Here is a 20,260-nt window from a genome sequence, read left to right as displayed (position 1 = left end):
GGCGCTTACTCCGCCGCCAGCGGCATGCCACCGCCGTGCTTCTGCTTGTACTGGCGGATGCGCTCTTCCATCAGCGGGCGGAAGTGGCGGATCAGCCCCTGCACCGGCCACACGCCGCCATCGGCCAGCGCGCAGATGGTGTGACCCTCGATCTGGCGGGTGACGCCCTCCAGCAGGTCGATCTCCTCGATCTCGGCGCGGCCCTCGACCATGCGGTCCATCAGGCGCTTCTGCCAGCCCATGCCCTCGCGGCAGGGGGTGCACTGGCCGCAGCTCTCATGCTTGTAGAAGGCCGCGAGGCGGGCGATCGCCTTGATGATGTCGGTGGACTTGTCCATCACGATCACGCTCGCCGTGCCGAGGCCCGTGCGGTGCTCGCGCAGCGCGTCGAAATCCATCAGCACGTCGTCGCAGATGTGCTTGGGCAGCAGCGGCGTGGAGGAGCCGCCGGGGATGACCGCCAGCAGATTGTCCCAGCCGCCGCGCACGCCACCGGCATAGCGCTCGATCAGCTCCCGCATGGGGATGCTCATCTCGGCTTCGATGTTGCAGGGCTTGTTCACATGGCCCTGGATGCAGAAGATCTTGGTCCCCGAATTCTTCGGCCGCCCGAAGGAGGAGAACCACGAGGCGCCACGGCGCAGGATCGTCGGCACCACCGCGATGGTCTCGACATTGTTGACCGTGGTCGGGCAGCCATAGAGGCCGACAGCCGCCGGGAAGGGCGGCTTCAGGCGCGGCATGCCCTTCTTGCCCTCCAGGCTCTCGATCAGCGCCGTCTCTTCGCCGCAGATATAGGCGCCGGCGCCGCGATGGACGTAGAGGTCGAAATCCCAGCCGCCGCCCGCCGCGTTCCTGCCGAGCAGCCCGGCCTCATAGGCCTCGTCGATCGCGGCCTGCAGCACCAGGTGCTCGTTGTAGTATTCGCCGCGGATGTAGATGTAGCCGGCATGCGCGCCCATGGCGACGCCGGCCAGCAGGCAGCCCTCGATCAGCGTGTGCGGATCGTTGCGGACGATGTCGCGGTCCTTGCAGGTGCCCGGCTCCGACTCGTCGCAGTTGACGACGAGGTAGGAAGGCCGGCCATCCGGGTTGGATTTCGGCATGAAGCTCCACTTCATGCCGGTCGGGAAGCCGGCGCCGCCACGGCCGCGCAGGCCGGACTGCTTCACTTCCTCGATGATCCAGTCCCGGCCCTTGGCGATCAGGCCGGCGGTGCCGTCCCAGTTGCCGCGGCGCCGCGCCTCTTTCAGCCCCCAGGGATGGATGCCGTAGAGGTTGGTGAAGATGCGGTCCTTGTCGCTCAGCGCCATGGCGTCACTTCCCCTCCGACAGCGGGATATCGAGCAGCACTTCCGGCCCGCCCTCGGGCGCGCTGCAGAGGCGGCCCTTGGCGCTGCCCGGCTTCGGCCGCTCGCCGCGCTTCAGCGACTCGATCAGCTTCACCGTGCTCTCGTAGTCGAGATCCTCGTAGTAGTCGTCATCCACCTGCAGGATGGGCGCGTTCACGCACCCGCCGAGGCATTCAACCTCAGTCAGGGTGAACATCCCGTCTGCGCTGGTGTCGCCATAGCCCTTGAGGTGGCCGGCCTCCTTGCAGGCGCGCAGCACCTCGTCCGAGCCGCGCAGCCAGCAGGGCGTCGTGCCGCAGACCTGCAGGTGGAAGCGCCCGATCGGCTTGGTATTGAACATGAAGTAGAAGGTCGCCACTTCATAGACGCGGATCGGCGCCATGCCGAGGCGCTCGGCGATGGTGTCCATCGCCACGCGCGGCACCCAGGCGCTGCCGGTGGCACGCCCCATCTGCTTCTGCGCGACATAGAGCAGCGGGATGACGCCGCTCGCCTGCTTGCCTTCCGGGTAGCGCTTCAGGATCTTCTCGATCTGCGCCTCGCTCTCCGCGTCGAAGGCGAAGCTCGCGGGTTCCTCGTGGTGCTCCACGTTGTGCTGGGCGCTCACCGGTCGATCTCTCCGAACACGATATCCAGGCTGCCGATGACGGACACGGCGTCGGCCAGCATGTGGCCCTTGGACAGCTTCTCCATCGCCTGCAGATGGGCGAAGCCGGGGGCGCGGATCTTGCAGCGATACGGGCGGTTGGTGCCGTCCGCCACCAGGAACACGCCGAACTCGCCCTTCGGCGCCTCGACCGCGGTGTAGGTCGAGCCCTCGGGCACGTGGTAGCCCTCGGAATAGAGCTTGAAGTGGTGGATGAGCGCCTCCATCGAGCGCTTCATCTCCGCCCGCTTCGGCGGCGCGATCTTGGTGTCCTGGACCTTGATCGGCCCGCCCGGCATCTGCGCCAGGCACTGCCTGATGATCTTCAGGCTCTCGCGCATCTCGGCGATGCGGACCAGGTAGCGCTCATAGCAATCCCCATGCGTGCCCACGGGAATCTCGAAATCGAGCTGCTCGTAGATGTCGTAGGGCTGGCTGCGGCGCAGATCCCAGGCGCAGCCGGAGGCGCGGATGCAGGGGCCGGTGAAGCCCCAGGCCATCGCCTCTTCCGCCGTCATCACGCCGATATCGACGGTGCGCTGCTTGAAGATGCGGTTGCCCGTCAGCAGGCGCTCGATATCGTCGACGAAGCGCGGGAACTGCTCCGCCCAGGTGGCGATGCGCTCGGTCAGCCCGGCCGGCAGGTCCTTGGCCACGCCGCCGGCGCGGAAATAATTCGCGTGGTAATGCGAGCCGGAGGCCGCCTCATAGAATTCCAGCAGCACCTCGCGCTGCTCGAAGCCCCAGAGGGAGGGCGTCGTCGCGCCCACATCCAGCGCATAGGTGGTGATGTTCAGGATGTGGTTCAGCACGCGGCTGATCTCGGCGAAGAGCACGCGGATATACTGCGCGCGGATCGGCGCCTGGATGCCGAGCAGCTTTTCCGTGGCCAGGGCGAAGGCATGCTCCTGCGCCATCGGGGCCACATAGTCCAGGCGGTCGAAATAGGGCAGCGCCTGGAGGTAGCTCTTGTGCTCGATCAGCTTCTCGGTGCCACGGTGCAGCAGGCCGATATGCGGGTCGGCGCGCTCCACCACCTCGCCCTGCATCTCCAGGATCAGGCGCAGCACGCCATGCGCCGCCGGATGCTGCGGGCCGAAATTGATGGTGTGGCTGTCGATCTCGACCGTGCGGGTGCCGCCGGCGGCCGGGGTGTCGTCGGTGCTGAGGCTCATTCGCGGGTGATCCGGTTGAGGTGCACCTTCTCGTCGCCGGGCAGCGTCGTCATGCCTTCCCAGGGCGAGAGGAAATCGAAATTGCGGAAATCCTGCTGCAGCGTCACGGGCTCGTAGACCACCTGCTGCCGCTCGGAATCGTAGCGGACCTCGACAAAGCCGGTCAGCGGGAAGTCCTTGCGGAGCGGATGCCCCTCGAAGCCGTAATCGGTCAGGATGCGGCGGAGATCGGGCTGGCCGTCGAAGATGACGCCATACATGTCCCAGGTCTCGCGCTCATACCAGGTGGCGGAGGGCCAGATGTCGCAGACGGTGGACACCGGCACCGACTCGTCCGTCTCGGTGATGACGCGGATGCGCTGGTTATGCGTCATCGACAGCAGGTTGTAGACGACATCGAAGCGCGCGGCGCGCCCCGGCCAGTCCACGCCGCAGATGTCGACGCACTGCTCGAAGGCCAGACGCGGATCCTCGCGCAGCAGGCGCATCACGCCATGCAGCGCCTCGCGGCGGATGCGGATCTCAACCTCTTCCCCGCGGGCGATGCGCGAGGCGGTCACGACGCCGTCCGGCACCGCGCCCAGCACGGTGGCCAGCAGGGCTTCCTGGGCGGTCGGCGCGCGCGGCGCCTCCGCCGTGTCGAGGGCGGTTTCGTCAGCCACGCAGGATGCTCCCCGTCCGGCGGATCTTCTTCTGCAGCTGCAGGATGCCGTAGACCAGCGCCTCGGCCGTCGGCGGGCAGCCGGGGACATAGACATCCACCGGCACGACGCGGTCGCAGCCGCGCACGACGCTGTAGCTGTAATGGTAATAGCCGCCGCCATTGGCGCAGCTGCCCATGGAGATGACCCAGCGCGGCTCGGCCATCTGGTCATAGACCTTGCGCAGCGCGGGGGCCATCTTGTTGGTCAGCGTGCCGGCCACGATCATCACGTCCGACTGGCGCGGCGAGCCGCGCGGAATCACGCCGAAGCGGTCCAGGTCGTAGCGCGGCATATAGGCGTGGATCATCGGCACGGCGCAGCAGGCCAGGCCGAAGGTCATCGGCCAGAGGCTGCCGGTGCGGGCCCAGTTCACCACCTTGTCCAGGTTGGCGACGATGAAGCCCTTGTCCTCGATCTCGTCCGTCACGCCCTTCAGGACGGCGTCCTGCTCGGCTCCAGGCGCCAGGGCCTGGCTGTTCCAGGCCAGCTGTTCGTTCGCGCTCATCCGCCGCTCACTCCCAGTCCAGGGCGCCCTTGCGCCACTCATAGATGAAACCCACCGTGAGCACGCCGAGGAACCCCATCATCGACAGGAAGCCGAACCAGCCGATCTGCCCGAGCGTCACCGCCCAGGGGAAGAGGAAGGCCACTTCGAGGTCGAAGATGATGAACAGGATGGCGACCAGGTAGAATCGCACATCGAAGCGCCGGCGCGTGTCATCGAAGGGCTCGAAGCCGCATTCATAGGCGGAGACTTTCTCCGCATAGGGCTTCTGGCGGGCCGCCAGCACGCTGCCGCCCACCATGGCCACCGCGATCGCGGCGGCAATGGCCAGGAAGACCAGGATCGGGAAATAGTTCGCCAGCAGGGGCTGGGTCATGTTTGCGTCCGTCCCTCGGGCCTGCGGCCCACTAAGCCAGCGCAGGGGAGCGCATGGCGAGCCACGCCGCAGGGAATACCGCAGCGCAGCGCTGGGCGGACATTACCCCCCCAACGCACGCTTCGCCATAGCCCGGAGAGGCTTGCGGAACATTCAAAGACGAAAACATGCCAAAGCAAAACGCCGCCCCGGATTTCTCCGGGGCGGCGTTTTTGCCTAGACGACTGGCGCGAGTGACGGGGCTCGAACCCGCGACCTCCGGCGTGACAGGCCGGCGCTCTAACCGACTGAGCTACACCCGCTTGCGTCGTGAGAGGGGAAATACGGCCAGGAGAGGCTCCTGTCAACACGCCCTCTGCGTTTTTTGTGCATTGATTTGATTGGGAAACCTTCTGGTGGGCGCTGACGGATTCGAACCATCGGCATCCTCGGTGTAAGCGAGGCGCTCTACCGCTGAGCTAAGCGCCCGCACCAGCAAGCCTGCGCTTAGCGCCGCCACCATGCCGGCGCCAAGCCCAAAATGACCCAGGCCTCAGAACGACCTGAGCCTCAGAACGACAAAGGGCCGGCAAAGCCGGCCCCCTCCCCTTCCCGCGCCAGGATGGCCGGGCCGGTCAGCCCAGCCCATCCTTCAGCGCCTTGCCCGCCTTGAAGCGCACCGTCGTCGTCGCCGCGATCTCGATCTCCTCCCCAGTCCGCGGGTTGCGGCCCTTGCCCGCCTTGCGGCGCGAGGTCGAGAAAGTCCCGAAGCCCACCAGACGGACTTCCTTCTTCTCCTTCAGCGCATGGCTGATCGCATCGAACACCGCATCGAGCACCTCTCCGGCCTTCGCCTTCGACAGCTCCCCGGTCTCCGCGACAACCGCGACGAGATCCTGCTTGTTCACGTGGTTCATCCCCCGCCTGTGGCTTGGCAGCATCAGCCCTGTGGCCGAACTGCGTCACCCCGACACTAGGCAGTGCGATTTTCCGCCGTCAACGTCACGTTGAACGAGAAGCGCGCCAATTTGTCGCGCTGATGCGGGCGGGCCACGGGGGGCGCAAAAAAAAGAGGCCGGGGGAAGGAATTCCCCCGGACCCCCTTCTTTTTTCTGTCAGTGCGGCAGGCTGGGCAGCTGCGCGGCCTTGCCATCGGCGGCGGGCGGCGCCTCCTCCGGCTCGGTCCAGGAAATCGCCTCCGGGGGGCGGACCAGAGCCTGGCTGATCACCTCGTCCACATGCGCGACGGGGTGGATCTTCAGGCCCTTCTTCACATTGTCCGGGATCTCGGCGAGATCCTTTTCATTGTCCTTAGGGATGAAGACCGTGGTGATGCCGGCACGCAGCGCCGCCAGCAGCTTCTCCTTCAGGCCGCCGATCGGCAGCACGCGGCCGCGCAGCGTGATCTCGCCCGTCATGGCGACATCCTTGCGCACCGGAATGCCCGTCAGCACCGAGACGATCGAGGTCGCCATGGCGATGCCGGCCGAAGGGCCATCCTTCGGAGTCGCGCCCTCGGGGACATGGACGTGGATGTCGCGGCGCTCGAACATCGTCGGCTTGATGCCGAAGCTGACCGAGCGGCTGCGCACATAGGAAATCGCCGCGGAGACGCTTTCCTGCATGACGTCACCGAGCTTGCCGGTGGTCTGCACCTTGCCCTTGCCGGGAACCATGACCGATTCGATGGTCAGGATCTCGCCGCCCACCTCGGTCCAGGCCAGGCCGGTGACGACGCCCACCATGTCCTCGGCCTCGGCCTCGCCATAGCGGAACTTCTTCACCCCGGCATATTTCTCGAGGTTCTTGCGGTTGATGGCGACCTTCTTGGCCTTCTTGGAGACGATCTCCTTGACGGCCTTGCGGGCCAGCCCGCCCACCTCGCGCTCCAGGTTCCGCACGCCGGCCTCGCGCGTGTAGTAGCGCACGAGGTCGAGCAGCGCCTCATCCGTCACGCTCCACTCGCCCTCCTTCAGCCCGTTGGCCTCGGTGACCTTGGGCAGCAGGTGGCGCCTGGCGATCTGCACCTTCTCATCCTCGGTGTAGCCGGGGATGCGGATGATCTCCATGCGGTCCAGCAGCGGCTGCGGCATGCGCAGGCTGTTGGCGGTGGTGACGAACATCACGTCCGAGAGGTCGTAATCCACCTCCAGGTAATGATCGCCGAAGGTGCCGTTCTGCTCCGGGTCCAGCACCTCCAGCAGGGCGCTCGACGGGTCGCCGCGCCAGTCGGCGCCAAGCTTGTCGATCTCGTCCAGCAGGAAGAGCGGGTTGGAGGTCTTGGCCTTCTTCATGCCCTGGATGACCTTGCCCGGCATGGAGCCGATATAGGTCCGCCGGTGGCCGCGCACCTCCGCCTCATCCCGCACGCCGCCCAGCGACATGCGCACGAAGTTGCGGTTGGTCGCCTTGGCGATGGACTTGCCGAGGCTGGTCTTGCCGACGCCCGGGGGGCCGACGAGGCAGAGGATCGGCCCGCGCACCTTGGGCGAGCGCGACTGCACCGCCAGGTATTCCAGGATGCGCTCCTTGACCTTCTCCAGCCCGTAATGGTCGGCGTCCAGCACTTCCTCGGCCTTGGCCAGGTCGTTGCGGACCTTCGACTTCTTCTTCCAGGGGATGGAGAGGATCCAGTCGAGGTAGTTGCGCACCACCGTCGCCTCGGCGCTCATCGGCGACATGGAGCGCAGCTTCTTCAGCTCGCCCAGCGCCTTGTCGCGCGCCTCGGGGGAGAGCTTGGTGGCCTTGATCTTGGCCTCCAGCTCGGCGGCCTCGTCCTTGCCGTCCTCGCCCTCGCCCAGTTCCTTCTGGATCGCCTTCAGCTGCTCATTCAGGTAGTACTCGCGCTGGGTCTTCTCCATCTGCCGCTTGACGCGGTTGCGGATGCGCTTTTCCACCTGGAGGACGCCGATCTCGCTCTCCATATGGGCGAAGACGCGCTCCAGCCGCGCCGGCACGCCGGAGATCTCGAGCAGCTCCTGCTTCTCGGCGATCTTCAGGTTCAGGTGGCTGGCGACCGTGTCGGCGAGCTTGGCCGAATCCTCGATCTGGTTGATCGAGACCAGCACCTCGGGCGCGATCTTCTTGTTGAGCTTGATATACTGCTCGAACTGCCCGACCACGGTGCGGGCCAGGGCCTCGACCTCCGAGCCTTCCGCGCCTTCCTCGTCCATCGCCGAGGTATAGGCCTCGAAATACTGGTCGGTCTCCTTGAAGCCGAGCACGCGGGCGCGCTTGCCGCCTTCCACCAGCACCTTGACGGTGCCGTCCGGCAGCTTCAGCAGCTGCAGCACGGTGGAGACGGTGCCGACATCATAGAGGTCGCCCGAGCCGGGGTCGTCCTGGGCGGCGTTGCGCTGGGCGACAAGCAGGATCTGCTTGTCCTCGCGCATCACGGCTTCCAGGGCGCGCACGCTCTTCTCCCGCCCCACGAAGAGCGGGACGATCATATGCGGGAAGACGACGATGTCCCGCAGCGGCAACACCGGTAGCAATTCGCCGCTCAGCACTTCGGGTTTATTATCCGCCATAGGGGACCTCACTCAGGACAGTCGGCGCAGGTCCGCCCGATCATCGGCGCGGCCCCGCACCACGGGGAATTCCCATGAGATGGGTCCGGCCGATGGGCGGGGCAAGCCATGCAGGCCTGCCCCGCTCACATCGCCGGGCCGGCCTCAAGCGGAAGTCTGCTCCGCTGCCCGTTCACCATAGATGAACAGTGGGGCGGCGCGGCCTTCGGCCACCTCCTTGTTCACCACGACTTCCTCGACATCCTCGAGCCCCGGCAGGTCGAACATGGTGCCGAGCAGGATGCCCTCCATGATCGAGCGCAGGCCACGCGCGCCGGTCTTGCGCTGGATGGCGCGGGTGGCGACGGAGCGCAGCGCGTCCTCGGTGAAGGTCAGCTTGGTGGCCTCCATCTCGAACAGGCGCTGGTACTGCTTGACCAGGGCGTTCTTCGGCTTGGTCAGGATTTCGATCAGCGCCTTCTCGTCCAGGTCGTCCAGCGTGGCGACGACGGGCAGGCGGCCGATGAATTCCGGGATCAGGCCGAATTTCAGCAGGTCCTCGGGCTCGACCTCGCGCAGGATCTGGCCGGTGCGGCGCTCATCGGGCCCGCGCACATCGGCGCCATAGCCGATGCCCGAGCCCTTGCCGCGGCCCGCAATGATCTTCTCCAGCCCGGCGAAAGCACCGCCGCAGATGAAGAGGATATTGGAGGTGTCAACTTGCAAAAATTCCTGCTGCGGGTGCTTGCGCCCGCCCTGCGGCGGCACCGAGGCCACGGTGCCTTCCATGATCTTCAGCAGGGCCTGCTGCACGCCCTCGCCCGAGACATCCCGCGTGATCGAGGGGTTGTCGGACTTGCGGCTGATCTTGTCGACCTCGTCGATATAGACGATGCCGCGCTGTGCCCGCTCCACATTGTAGTCGGCTGCCTGGAGCAGCTTGAGGATGATGTTCTCCACATCCTCGCCGACATAGCCGGCCTCGGTCAGCGTCGTGGCATCGGCCATGGTGAAGGGCACGTCGAGGATGCGCGCGAGCGTCTGCGCCAGCAACGTCTTGCCCGAGCCCGTCGGGCCCACGAGCATGATGTTGGACTTGGCGATCTCCACCTCGCCGGTCTTGCCGCCGTGCGCCAGGCGCTTGTAATGATTGTGCACCGCAACAGAGAGCACGCGCTTGGCGTGTTCCTGCCCGATCACGTAGTCATCCAGCACCTTGCAGATCTCGCGCGGGGTCGGCACCCCGTCGCGCGACTTCACCAGATGCGTCTTGTGCTCCTCACGGATGATATCCATGCAGAGTTCGACGCACTCGTCGCAGATGAAGACCGTCGGGCCGGCGATGAGTTTGCGGACCTCGTGCTGGGACTTGCCGCAGAACGAGCAGTAGAGGGTGTTCTTCGAGTCGCCGGACTTGCTCATGCGCGCTCCTGGACCCACCGGCATCGGGCCGGCGGATCTTGCGGGACTGTAGCCCCCCTGTCATCCGGGGGGAAGCGGAACGGGGGGCGGACGGTGCGCGCCGCCCCTCCCCCCGCGGTGCGGAGGGGGTGGAAGGGCGCGGCCAAGGCCGCTGCCCCCCTGCCCGTCACCCCTTCGGGGTCTCGGCCGGAGCGAGCGGGCGCTCCAGGACCACTTCGTCGATGAGGCCGAATTCCTTCGCCTCCTCGGCCGACATATAGCTGTCACGCTCCAGCTTGCGCTCGATCTCCTCGATCGGCTGGCCGGTGTGCTTGACATAGATCTGGTTCAGCCGCTTGCGCAGCGCCAGGATCTCGCGCGCCTGAATCTCGATATCCGTCGCCTGGCCCTGGGCGCCGCCGGAGGGCTGGTGGACCATGATCCGGCTGTTCGGCAGGGCGAATCGCTTGCCCTTGGCGCCGGCGGTCAGCAGCAGGCTGCCCATCGAGGCCGCCATGCCGAGGCACACCGTGCTGACGGGGCTGCGGATGTACTGCATCGTGTCGTACATCGCGAGGCCGGCCGAGACCACGCCGCCCGGGCTGTTGATGTAGAAGGCGATGTCCTTGTTCGGATTCTCGCTCTCCAGGAACAGCAGCTGGGCGCAGATCAGGGACGACATCTGGTCGTAGACCGGACCCGTCAGGAAGATGATCCGCTCCTTCAGCAGGCGCGAATAGATATCAAAGGCCCGTTCGCCCCGCGCGGTCTGCTCGACGACCATCGGGACGAGATTGTTGTAGAGTTCGACCGGATCGCGGTCCCGCATTTTGCATCCTCTCGCGGTGGCGGGGGGCACCGGCATCTGCCCGGGACTCCTGCCCCTGGCACTCCGGCACCGGCCCGCCGCCGTCACCCTAACGCTTCCAGGATTAACATGGGGCAGCCGAAGCGGACGCGAAAGAGGGGTCCCCTCATGCAAACGAGCCGGGGCGGAATTTCCGCCCCGGCCCGCCAGCCCATGCCCGAACCGGGCCATACCCAGGCCAACCCTGCCGGCCCCTGCCGCGCGGCGCGGGGCCGGGCGGGGGGCCGGATGGCGGCCGGAGGTCAGGCCGCGGCCGGCTCGGCCGTCAGCTCACCGGCGGGGACTTCCTTCTCGGAGACCTTGGCCAGCTCCAGCATGAAGTCCACCACCTTCTCCTCGAAGATGGGGGCGCGCAGGTTGTCGATCGCCTGCGGGTTCTTCTGGAAGAACTCCATCACGGCACGCTCCTGGCCCGGGTAGCGCTGGGCCTCGGTGCGCATCGCGCGGGACAGTTCCTCGTTCGTCACCTGGATGTTGTTGCTGCGGCCGATCTCGGAGAGCAGCAGGCCCAGGCGGATGCGGCGCTCGGCGATGGCCTTGTAGTCGGCCTTCAGCGTGTCCTCATCCTTGCCCTTGTCCTCCTCGTCGAGGTTGCCGGCCTTCAGGTCGGCCTCGACGCGCTGCCAGATCTGGCCGAACTCGGCCTCGACCATCGAGGGGGGCACCTCGAAGCTGGCCTGCGCCGCCAGGGCGTCCAGCAGCTTGCGCTTCACGTTCAGGCGGGAGAGCTGGTCATACTCGCCCTGCAGCGACTCGCCGATGCGCTTCTTCAGCTCGTCCAGGCTCTCCAGGCCGAGCTTCTTGGCGAACTCATCGTCCAGCGCCGGGGAGACGGGCTTCTTCAGCCCCTTGGCGGTCAGCTTGAAGCGCGCCGGCTTGCCGGCCAGCTCCGCCGCGCCGTACTCGGCCGGGAAGGTGACGTCCACCTCGCGCGTCTCGCCGATCTGGATACCCTCCAGGCCCTCGGCGAAACCGGGGATGAAGCCGCTGCCGCCGATCTCGACCGGCATGTCCGTGCCCGTGCCGCCCGGGAAGGGCTCGCTCACGGTGTCACCCTCGACCAGGCGGCCCTCGAAATCGGTCACCACGACGTCGCCGGTGGTGGCCGGGCGGGCCTCGGTCACGTCCTCAAGGTTGCGGTTGCGGGCGGCGATGCCCTCCAGCGCCTTGGTGATCTCCTCGTCGCTGATCTTGGCGACGGGCTTCTCCAGCGCGATGGCGGCGAAATCCGGCAGCGGGATCTCGGGCAGCAGCTCCAGCTCGATCTTGAACTCCAGCTCGGAGCCTTCCTCGAACTTCACCAGCTCGATCTTCGGCTGCACGGCCGGGCGCAGGCCGCGCTCGTCCACCACCGTCTTGGTCGCGCCCTGGACCTGCTCCTCGAGCACCTCGCCCATCACGGCGGAGGCATAGCGCTGCTTCACCACGGCCATCGGCACCTTGCCGGGGCGGAAGCCCGGGATGCGGATCTCCTTCGCCAGCGAGGCCAGGCGCTGATCACGCGCCGTGGCGATCTCCGCCGCCGGAACCACCACGGTAAAGGCCCGCTTCAGCCCCTCGGCTGCCAGCTCGGTCACCTGCATCGCCACACATGCTCCTGAAGGTCTAGTCTCGGCCGGCCTTGTCCAATGGTGCGGGCGGAGGGATTTGAACCCCCACGGCTTGCGCCACTGGAACCTAAATCCAGCGTGTCTGCCAATTCCACCACGCCCGCGAACGCAGTGCCGGCGTCTCCATGAGCCGGCGCGTTTAGCGCAGCCGGCCGCGCATTGAAAGAGCGGAGCGCATCTCCCCCCGCTTGCGCCGCCCCGCGACCCCCGGCACAACCTCCGGCGCTTCAACTGGTGCCCCAACGGGTGCCCCAGCTGGCGCCTCAGGAGGAACCGCATGAGCACCGCCCTCGCCCCCGCCCCGACCCCGCTGGACGACCTGCCGGAGCGCATCCGCGGCCTCGCCATCAACCAGATCGCCGAGATCGCCGACCTGGCGCGCGAGGACCCGGCGGTGATCAAGCTGTGGATCGGCGAGGGCGACCTGCCCACCCCGCCCTTCGTCGTCGAGGCCGCGGCGGAGGCGATGCGCGCCGGCCATACCCGCTACACCTACGCCCTCGGCCTGCCGCGCCTGCGCGAGGCCCTGGCCGCCTACCACCGCCGCCACTGGGGGGTGGAGGTGGCGGAAAGCCGCTTCACCATCACCACCGGCGGCATGAACGCCATCATGCAGGGGCTCCAGGCCATCCTCAGCCCGGGTGACGAGGTGATCTACCCCGCCCCGCACTGGCCCAACCTCGCCGCCACGGTGCAGGTGCTGGGCGGCACCGCCGTGCCCGTGCCGCTGCACCGCGACGAATCGGGCGCCTTCCGCCTGGAACTGGCCGATATCGAGGCCGCCATCACCCCGCGCACCCGCGTCATCGCCATCAACTCCCCCTCCAACCCCACCGGCTGGGTGATGCAGAAGGGGCAGATGGCGGCGCTGCGCGACCTCGCCCGCGCGCGCGGGCTGTGGCTGCTCTCGGATGAGGTCTACAACCACTTCACCTATGGCAACGCCATCGCGCCCTCCTTCCTCGAGGTCTGCGACGCCAGCGACAGGCTCCTGATCTCCAACACCTTCTCGAAGAACTGGGCGATGACCGGCTGGCGCGCCGGCTGGCTGATCTTCCCCGAGGGCATGGCCCCGGTCTTCGACAATCTCAGCCAGTACAACACCACCTCCATCCCCACCTTCATCCAGCACGCCTGCATCGCCGCGCTGGAACAGGGGGATGGCTTCATCCAGACCATGGTCGCCCGCTGCCGCGAGAGCCGCCGCATCTTCAGCGAGGGCCTCGCCGCCATCCCCAAGGTCCGAGTGCAGGCGCCGGAAGGCAGCTTCTACCTGATGTTCTCGGTGGAGGGGGAAACCGACAGCCGCGCCCTCGCCGTGCGCATCCTGCGCCAGGCCAAGGTCGGGCTGGCCCCCGGCGCGGCCTTCGGCGCCGACCCCGATGGCAAGCTCCGCCTCTGCTTCGCCGTCTCGCCCGAACTGGCGCGCGACGCCATGGCGCGGCTGGATGGCTATCTGCGAAACCTTTGATTTATTTTATAATTTTCAGAATCTTCTTTTTCTGAAGAAAAAGAAGCAAAAAGACTTTCTTTCCGTTTGGCGTCCCGCCTCAGGCCTGAAGCGAGACGCCAACTGAAAAAAGTTTTTTGGTTCTTTTTTTTCAAAAAAGAACGCTTTTAATTTTCTAAAATCGCCTGGGCACAGGCATCGAGGATGGCCTCCACATCCAGGCCATATTCCCGGTAGAGATCCGGGATATCCCCCGCCTGCCCGAAGCGGTCCACGCCGAGCGGCACCACACGGTGGCCCTTCACCGCGCCCATCCAGGCATGGGCGGCCGGGTGCCCATCCAGCACCGAGACAATGGCCGCCCCGGGCGCCAGCGGGGCCAGCAGCGCCTCGATGGTGGAAGGCGGCACCCCAGGCCCCCGCCGCGCCGCGCGGCGGCTGGCCAGCCACTCGGCATGCAGCCGGTCCGGGCTGGTGATGGCCAGCAGCCCCGCCCCCGGCTCCTCCTCCCTGAGCTGAAAAAAGGCTTCCCAGGCCTCGGGTGCCACCGGCCCCTGGTAGGCGATGGCCAGGCGCGCCCCCGGCGCCGGCGGCACCGCCCAATAGCCGCCGGCGATCACCGCCGCCGGGTCGAGTTCCCGCTCCGGCTGCGGGATGCCGCGGGTGGACAGGCGCAGCCACACCGCCGAGCCATCCGGCTTCTGCATATGGGCGAAGGCATGGCGCAGCAGGATGGCCAGCTCATCGGCATGGGCCGGCTCGTAGCTGGCCAGCCGGTCCTGCGCGATGCCGATCAGCGGCGTGTTGCTGCTCTGGTGCTGCCCGCCCTCCGGCGCCAGGGTCAGGCCCGAGGGGGTAGAGACCAGCAGGAAGCGCGCATCCTGGTAACAGGCATAGATCAGCGCATCGAGGCCCCGGTTGACGAAGGGGTCATACACCGTGCCCACCGGCAGCAGCCGCGCCCCGTGCAGCCGGTCCGCCAGCCCCAGCGCGCCCAGCACCAGGAAGAGGTTCTGCTCGGCGATGCCAAGCTCGACATGCTGCCCCTGCGGCGACATGCCCCAGCGCTGCGCGCTGGCCAGCCGGGCATCGCGGAAGACATCATTCTTGCGGTGGCGGTCGAAAATGCCGCGCCGGTTCACCCAGGGGCCGAGGCTGGTGGAGACGGTCACATCCGGGCTGGTGGTGACGATGCGCCCGGCCAGCCCGGCCATCTCCCGGTTGCCGCGGCCGATCTCGGCCATCAGCTCGCCAAAACCGGCCTGGGTGGAGAAAATCCGGTTGGGCGGCAGGCGCGGCGGCGGGAAATGCTCCGGCACCGGTACGGCGGGGGCGGAGAGGCAGCGCCCCGCCGGCGTCAGCGGCCGGGCGAAGGGCAGTTCCGCCAGGAAGGCGCGCAGCTCCGCCTCCGGAATGTCCAGTCCCTCGAAGGGGTCCCACTCATGGCCGGGGCGGATGCCCATCCCGGCGCGGAAGGCCTCCATCTGCTCCTTCGTCATCAGCCCGGCATGGTTGTCCTTATGCCCGGCGAAGGGCAGACCCATGCCCTTCACCGTATAGGCGATGAAGCAGGTGGGCTGGTCCCCCGCCGCCTCCTGGGCGCGGAAGGCCTCGGTCAGCGTCTCGATGTCATGGCCGCCGAGATTGGTCATCAGCGCGGCCAGCTCGTCATCCGTCAGCGGGTCGATGATGGCGCGCAGCCCCGGCAGCCGCCCGAGATCGGCCAGCAGCGCCGCCCGCCACGCCGCCCCGCCCTGGAAAGTGAGCGCGGCATAGAGGCTGTTCGGGCAGTCATCGATCCAGCGGCGCAGATGCTCGCCCTCCGGCCGGGCGAAGGCCGCCTCCAGCCGGCGGCCATATTTGAGGGTGACGACATTCCACCCCATGTCGCGGAACAGCCCCTCGATCCGGCCGAAGAGCCGGTCCGGCACCACGGAATCGAGGCTCTGGCGGTTGTAGTCGATCACCCACCAGACATCGCGGACATCATGCTTCCAGCCCTCCAGCAGGGCCTCGTAGATATTGCCCTCGTCCAGTTCGGCATCGCCCACGATGGCGACATGCCGGCCGCGCTTCTGCCCCGGCGGGGCGAAGCCCTGGAGGTGGACATAATCCTGCACCAGCGCGGAAAAGCTGGTCATGGCGACGCCGAGCCCGACCGAGCCGGTGGAGAAATCCACCTCCCCCCCATCCTTCACCCGGCTGGGATAGGGCTGGATGCCGCCGAACTGGCGCAGCGTGGCGAGCCTCTCCCGCCCCTGGCGGCCCAGCAGGTAGTTCACCGCATGGAAGACGGGGCCGGCATGCGGCTTCACCGCCACCCGGTCCTCCGGGCGGAGGATGTCGAAATAGAGCGCCGTCATGATGGCGGCGACCGAGGCGGAGGAAGCCTGGTGCCCGCCCACCTTCAGCCCGTCGCGGTTGGGGCGCAGGTGGTTGGCGTGGTGGATCATCCAGGCCGAGAGCCAGAGCAGCTTGCGCTCCAGCGCGCGCAGCAGGCGCAGGCGGCGGGCGGGGTCCTCGGCGGCGCGCAGGGCGCGCGGGTCGGGTGTCGCGTTCATCGTTCCCCCTCGGCCGGATGCCCAGGCCCGGCGGGGCGCAGGGTGGCGCGATCCATCTTTTATCCACCAACGTGCCGCAGAATGCGTCATTGCCCAACCGGAAAAGTGCGCCCGCATGGACTCCGCCGCCCCGCCCCGCCAGCCCTGCGCCGCCTGCCAGGCCAGAGTCGCCGTCCCGCCCCTCTCCATGGCCTTCCAGCCGATCCTGCGCTGGGGGGCGGACGGCACGCACGGCCTCTATGGCTATGAGGCCCTGGTGCGCGGCCCGGCGGGGGAAAGCGCCGCCAGCGTGCTCGCCCAGGTGACGGAGGAAAACCGCTACGCCTTCGACCAGACCTGCCGCGTGCGCGCCATCGAGCTGGCCACCCGCCTCGGCCTCACGGCCCAGGCGGCGCTGCTCTCGGTCAATTTCATGGCCAATGCCGTCTATGAGCCGCGCGCCTGCATCCGCACCACGCTGGACGCCGCCCGCCGCACCGGCCTGCCGCATGAGCGCCTCGTCTTCGAATTCACCGAGCAGGAGCTGATGCGCGACCCCGCCCATCTGCGCCGCATCCTCGCCAGCTACCGCGAGATCGGCTTCCGCACCGCCATCGACGATTTCGGCGCCGGGCATTCCGGGCTGGGGCTGCTGGCCGATTTCCAGCCGGATGTCGTGAAGCTCGATATGGCCCTGGTGCACGGCGTCGACCACGACCGCGCCCGCCGCACCATCCTGCGCCACGTCGTCGCCATGTGCCGCGACCTCGGCTGCGCCGTCCTCGCCGAAGGCGTGGAGACGGAAGCCGAGTTCGAGGCGCTGCGCGAACTCGGCCTCACCCTGTTCCAGGGCTACCTGCTCGGGCGGCCGGGATTCGAGGCACTGCCCGCCCTCACGCTGCCGGGGCAGTGAAAATTCAAAATAAAATAAATCGAGGAAGAAACTTCTTTTTCTGAAGAAAAAGAAGCAAAAAGACTTTTACAGCTTCTGGCGCCGCGCCACAGCCTGGCGGGAGCGCTCAGCCTCGCGCGCATAGATCTCCACCGAGGGGTGGTCGCGCAGCAGAACGTCATAAAGGCGCAAAGCCTCCTCATGCCGGCGCTGCCGCGCATAGGCGCGGGCCAGCAGCAGGTTGCGCTCCTTGGCCAGGGGGGGCTTCAGCTCTTCGGGGCGCCAGGGCTCCAGCAGGCGCTGCGCCACCAGCGGGCGCCGCCGCACCAGCGCCGCCCGCGCCAGATACACCGCATATTGCGGGTGCCGCCGCCGCGCCTGCCGCGCCGCCAGGGCCACCGGGGCCAGGGGGCTCCCCTCCAGAATGGCGGTGAACAGCGGCAGCAGCACGGTGGAAGGGCTGAGCGCCACCACGGTGCGGTGGTTCAGATGCGACAGATGCAGCGGCTCCACCGCCGGGGACAGCGCCCGGATCGCCTCGGCATGCTCGACATCCGGCGGATAGGCGGGGTCATAGACCAGCACCAGCCGCCCCGCGAGATCCTCCGCCACGATGCGCATGCCCTGGTGCAGGGCGGGGTCGAAATGGTGGGTGAAGCGCCGGTCCGCCAGACCCTCGGCCGGGTCGATGCTGACCTGCGGCCCGCTGGCTACCGCCCCGGCGAGGCCAAGCAGGCGGGAATATTTCAGCGCCGCATAGCCGCCCTGGCTGTGGCCATAGCCGATCAGCGGCGCCCGGCGCAGCGGGGCGATGGCCGCGGCGGCCGCTGCCATCGAGGGGTGCGGATACCAGTTGGCGGCGCGGGAGACGAAGCCGAAGCACTCCACCCCGTATTTCTGGTGCAGCGGCTGGGCGAAGAAGACCCTGCCATTGGCCCGGGTGTCGCGCGTGTTGAAGGTGGCCAGGGCATAGCCGCTCTCCCCGGGCGCGTGGATGACCTGGAGATGCGCGTCCTCGAAGACAACCGGCACGGCGTGGCCCCTCCTGCTGGGTGGCCCACCCGCCATGGACGGGTGGGCACGGCGGGTCAACCGTTCAGGCTGGCCACATTCTGCTCCGCCTGGCCGCGCATGGCCCAGCCGGTGGTGCGCTCCTCGATGGCGACGGCCACGGCATACATGGCCACGCCCATCACCGCCGTCACCATCAGCCCGGCGAAGACCAGCGGCACGTCGAAGCGGCTGCTGGCCGACATCATGAGCTGGCCGATGCCTTTGTTGGCCGCCACCGTCTCCGCCAGGATGGAGCCGACAAAGGCCACGGTGATGGCGATCTTCAGCGAGGCGAAGAAATAGGGCATGGCGCGCGGCAGCCCGACCTTGCGGATGATGTCCGAGGGGCGGGCACCGAGGGCGCGCAGCACGTCGCGCAGTTCCGGCTCCACCGTGGCGATGCCGGTGGCGACATTCACCACGATGGGGAAGAAGCTGATCAGGAAGGCGGTGATGATGGCCGGCACGGTGCCGATGCCGAACCAGATGACCAGCACCGGCACCACCGCCACCTTGGGCACCGAGTTGAAGCCGATCAGCAGCGGGTAGAGCCCGTGATAGAGCAGCGTCGAGCTGCCGATCAGCACGCCGAGCAGCAGGCCGAAGACAATGGCCAGGGCGAAGCCGGCCAGGGTGGTGAGCAGGGTCTGCCAGGCATTGTCCAGCAATGGCTGCCACCACTGCACCATGCTGGCGGCCACGGCGGAGGGCGCGGGCAGGATGAAGGGGTCCACCTGGAAGCCGCGCACCACCGCTTCCCACAGCAGGAAGGCGGCCAGGATGATCAGCCAGGGCAGCAGCTTCTGCAGCCGGCGGCGGCGGCGGGCGGCGGCGGCCATGGCCTCCACCCGGCGGGCATTGGCGCTGCCGCGGGCCTGGGCCGGAGCGGGCGGCGGGGTGGGCGCGTCATGCGGCATCGGCGGTCTCCTGGCCTTCCCCTTGCCGGGCGGCATTGATGCGGTCGCGCAGCTCATGCACCAGGGCCTGGAACTCGGCGCTGTAGGTGTCGTCCAGCCGGCGCGGGCGGGGGAAGGGGATGCTGCGCTCGGCCAGGATGCGGCCCGGGCGGGAGGACATGACCAGCACGCGGTCCGCCAGATAGACCGCCTCCTTCAGGTCATGCGTCACCAGGATGACGGTGGGCTTCAGCGTCAGGCAGACCTCCTGCAGCTGCGCCCAGAGATCCTCCCGCGTGAAGACGTCGAGCGCGCCGAAGGGCTCGTCCAGCATCAGCAATTGCGGGTCATGCACCAGGGCGCGGCAGAGGCTGGCGCGCTGCTGCATGCCGCCGGAGAGCTGGTAGGGAAATTTCTTCTCGAACCCGGCGAGGCCGACCATGGCGAGCAGGCGGCGCGCCTTCTCCTCATAGGCGGCGCGCTCGGCGCGCAGGCGGCGGCGGTGGGGCTCCACCACCTCCAGCGGCAGCATCACATTGTCCAGGATGCTGCGCCAGGGCAGCAAAGTGGGGTTCTGGAAGGCCATGCCGACGACGGAGAGCGGGCGGTCCACCTCCTGCCCGGCGACGATGACGCTGCCGGCGCTGGAGGGCCACAGCCCGCTGACCAGCTTCATCAGCGTGGACTTGCCGCAGCCCGAAGGCCCGACAACCGCCACGAACTCGCCGCGCCGGATATGCAGCGTGGCATCCTTCAGGGCGAGGGTGCCTTCCACCCCGCCATAGCGCATGGAGACCTGGTCGATCTCCACGAATGGCCGTTCCTGCGCTGCCATGACCCTTTGTGCCCCCGCCACTGTCTCACGCTCAAGCCTGGCGGCAATGCCAGCCCTGCCCCCACCAAAGCAAGCGCCGCGCCAATCCCTTCCCCCCTGAAGGCGGGGTCTGGGGGGACCCTGTCCCCCCAGCGGGGGGCCTGGGGGCGGAGCCCCCATCTCGTCACCTTTCCGGAACCCCCCTACCCTTCCCGCATGACCCCGCATGAACTCCTCACCCCGGCCGAGATGGCGCGGGCTGACTGGCTGGCGATGGCCTCCGGCATCCCCGGCCCCGTGCTGATGGACGCCGCCGGCGCCGCCCTGGCGCGGGCGATTCGCGCGCGGTTCCGCCCCTGCCGCGTGCTGGTGCTGGCCGGCCCCGGTCATAATGGCGGCGATGGCTATGTGGCCGCGCGGCTGCTGGAGCGCGCCGGCTGGCCGGTGGCGGTGGCGGCGCTGGCCCCGCCGCGCCCGGGCAGCGATGCCG

At 68.0% G+C, this 20,260-nt stretch carries 18 protein-coding genes and 3 tRNA genes; 3 read left to right on the top strand and 18 right to left on the bottom strand.

The genetic code is table 11. From position 1 onward, the window contains the following. Positions 1-5: 5 nt before the first annotated feature. The 14 genes from nuoF to NON00_RS09285 form a co-directional block, all read right to left on the bottom strand. Entirely contained in the window at positions 6-1,313 is a 1,308-nt protein-coding gene (gene nuoF, locus NON00_RS09350) for an NADH-quinone oxidoreductase subunit NuoF (protein WP_256020050.1), read from the bottom strand. Between the two features lie 4 nt (positions 1,314-1,317). Next, a complete protein-coding gene (nuoE, locus tag NON00_RS09345; protein WP_256020049.1) occupies positions 1,318-1,959 on the bottom strand; it encodes an NADH-quinone oxidoreductase subunit NuoE in 642 nt (213 codons plus the stop codon). Further along, positions 1,956-3,173 (bottom strand): NADH-quinone oxidoreductase subunit D, encoded by a 1,218-nt coding sequence (locus NON00_RS09340; RefSeq protein WP_256020048.1) that lies wholly within the window; start codon positions 3,171-3,173, stop codon positions 1,956-1,958. The genes nuoE and NON00_RS09340 overlap by 4 nt, the downstream gene beginning before the upstream one ends. Then, the gene (locus tag NON00_RS09335) at positions 3,170-3,835 is read right to left on the bottom strand and encodes an NADH-quinone oxidoreductase subunit C (protein ID WP_370688692.1); all 666 of its coding nucleotides are present in this window, start codon (positions 3,833-3,835) and stop codon (positions 3,170-3,172) included. The genes NON00_RS09340 and NON00_RS09335 overlap by 4 nt, the downstream gene beginning before the upstream one ends. Then, entirely contained in the window at positions 3,828-4,382 is a 555-nt protein-coding gene (locus NON00_RS09330; RefSeq protein ID WP_256020047.1) for an NADH-quinone oxidoreductase subunit B family protein, read from the bottom strand. The genes NON00_RS09335 and NON00_RS09330 overlap by 8 nt, the downstream gene beginning before the upstream one ends. A gap of 7 nt (positions 4,383-4,389) precedes the next feature. Further along, on the bottom strand, positions 4,390-4,758 hold the full coding sequence (locus tag NON00_RS09325) for an NADH-quinone oxidoreductase subunit A (RefSeq protein WP_256020046.1): 369 nt from the start codon (positions 4,756-4,758) through the stop codon (positions 4,390-4,392). Between the two features lie 225 nt (positions 4,759-4,983). Then, a tRNA-Asp gene (locus NON00_RS09320) sits at positions 4,984-5,060 on the bottom strand. Between the two features lie 91 nt (positions 5,061-5,151). Beyond that, positions 5,152-5,226, bottom strand: a tRNA-Val gene (locus NON00_RS09315). A gap of 146 nt (positions 5,227-5,372) precedes the next feature. Continuing rightward, on the bottom strand, positions 5,373-5,654 hold the full coding sequence (locus NON00_RS09310) for an HU family DNA-binding protein (protein ID WP_305123280.1): 282 nt from the start codon (positions 5,652-5,654) through the stop codon (positions 5,373-5,375). 198 nt (positions 5,655-5,852) lie between these two features. Then, positions 5,853-8,267, bottom strand: coding sequence for an endopeptidase La (gene lon, locus NON00_RS09305; protein ID WP_256020044.1), 2,415 nt, complete (start codon positions 8,265-8,267; stop codon positions 5,853-5,855). A gap of 144 nt (positions 8,268-8,411) precedes the next feature. Further along, entirely contained in the window at positions 8,412-9,668 is a 1,257-nt protein-coding gene (gene clpX, locus NON00_RS09300; protein ID WP_256020042.1) for an ATP-dependent Clp protease ATP-binding subunit ClpX, read from the bottom strand. Positions 9,669-9,834: 166 nt separating this feature from the next. After that, on the bottom strand, positions 9,835-10,476 hold the full coding sequence (gene clpP / locus NON00_RS09295) for an ATP-dependent Clp endopeptidase proteolytic subunit ClpP (protein ID WP_256020041.1): 642 nt from the start codon (positions 10,474-10,476) through the stop codon (positions 9,835-9,837). A gap of 281 nt (positions 10,477-10,757) precedes the next feature. Beyond that, the gene (gene tig / locus NON00_RS09290) at positions 10,758-12,098 is read right to left on the bottom strand and encodes a trigger factor (RefSeq protein WP_256020093.1); all 1,341 of its coding nucleotides are present in this window, start codon (positions 12,096-12,098) and stop codon (positions 10,758-10,760) included. Between the two features lie 46 nt (positions 12,099-12,144). Beyond that, positions 12,145-12,229, bottom strand: a tRNA-Leu gene (locus NON00_RS09285). A gap of 173 nt (positions 12,230-12,402) precedes the next feature. Between NON00_RS09285 and NON00_RS09280 the strand changes: the two genes are divergently transcribed. Further along, positions 12,403-13,596 (top strand): pyridoxal phosphate-dependent aminotransferase, encoded by a 1,194-nt coding sequence (locus NON00_RS09280; protein ID WP_256020040.1) that lies wholly within the window; start codon positions 12,403-12,405, stop codon positions 13,594-13,596. Between the two features lie 146 nt (positions 13,597-13,742). On the opposite strand, the gene NON00_RS09275 is transcribed toward NON00_RS09280, so the two are convergent. Then, positions 13,743-16,136: a 1-deoxy-D-xylulose-5-phosphate synthase N-terminal domain-containing protein gene (locus tag NON00_RS09275; RefSeq protein ID WP_370688691.1), complete on the bottom strand. Its 2,394-nt coding sequence runs from the start codon at positions 16,134-16,136 to the stop codon at positions 13,743-13,745. 115 nt (positions 16,137-16,251) lie between these two features. Here NON00_RS09275 and NON00_RS09270 point away from each other — a divergent pair, with 115 nt between their 5' ends. Next, positions 16,252-17,028 (top strand): EAL domain-containing protein, encoded by a 777-nt coding sequence (locus NON00_RS09270; protein ID WP_256020039.1) that lies wholly within the window; start codon positions 16,252-16,254, stop codon positions 17,026-17,028. A 66-nt stretch (positions 17,029-17,094) separates the two neighbouring features. On the opposite strand, the gene NON00_RS09265 is transcribed toward NON00_RS09270, so the two are convergent. The 3 genes from NON00_RS09265 to NON00_RS09255 are packed head-to-tail and all read right to left on the bottom strand — an operon-like array spanning position 17,095 to position 19,791. Next, positions 17,095-18,039 (bottom strand): hypothetical protein, encoded by a 945-nt coding sequence (locus tag NON00_RS09265; RefSeq protein WP_256020038.1) that lies wholly within the window; start codon positions 18,037-18,039, stop codon positions 17,095-17,097. 56 nt (positions 18,040-18,095) lie between these two features. Continuing rightward, positions 18,096-18,977, bottom strand: a complete 882-nt coding sequence (locus NON00_RS09260; protein ID WP_256020037.1) for an ABC transporter permease — start codon at positions 18,975-18,977, stop codon at positions 18,096-18,098. Beyond that, on the bottom strand, positions 18,967-19,791 hold the full coding sequence (locus tag NON00_RS09255; RefSeq protein WP_256020036.1) for an ABC transporter ATP-binding protein: 825 nt from the start codon (positions 19,789-19,791) through the stop codon (positions 18,967-18,969). Before NON00_RS09255 ends, NON00_RS09260 begins: the two co-directional genes overlap by 11 nt. A 195-nt stretch (positions 19,792-19,986) precedes the next feature. Here NON00_RS09255 and NON00_RS09250 point away from each other — a divergent pair. Further along, on the top strand, positions 19,987-20,260 hold a 274-nt coding region (locus tag NON00_RS09250; RefSeq protein ID WP_305123279.1), incomplete at its 3' end, for an NAD(P)H-hydrate epimerase.

This window comes from Roseomonas sp. GC11 (assembly GCF_024437745.1).
In the GTDB taxonomy this organism is placed as follows: domain Bacteria; phylum Pseudomonadota; class Alphaproteobacteria; order Acetobacterales; family Acetobacteraceae; genus Pseudoroseomonas.
Note: the sequence above shows the minus strand (reverse complement) of the source record. Positions and strands in the feature narration are given on the sequence as shown.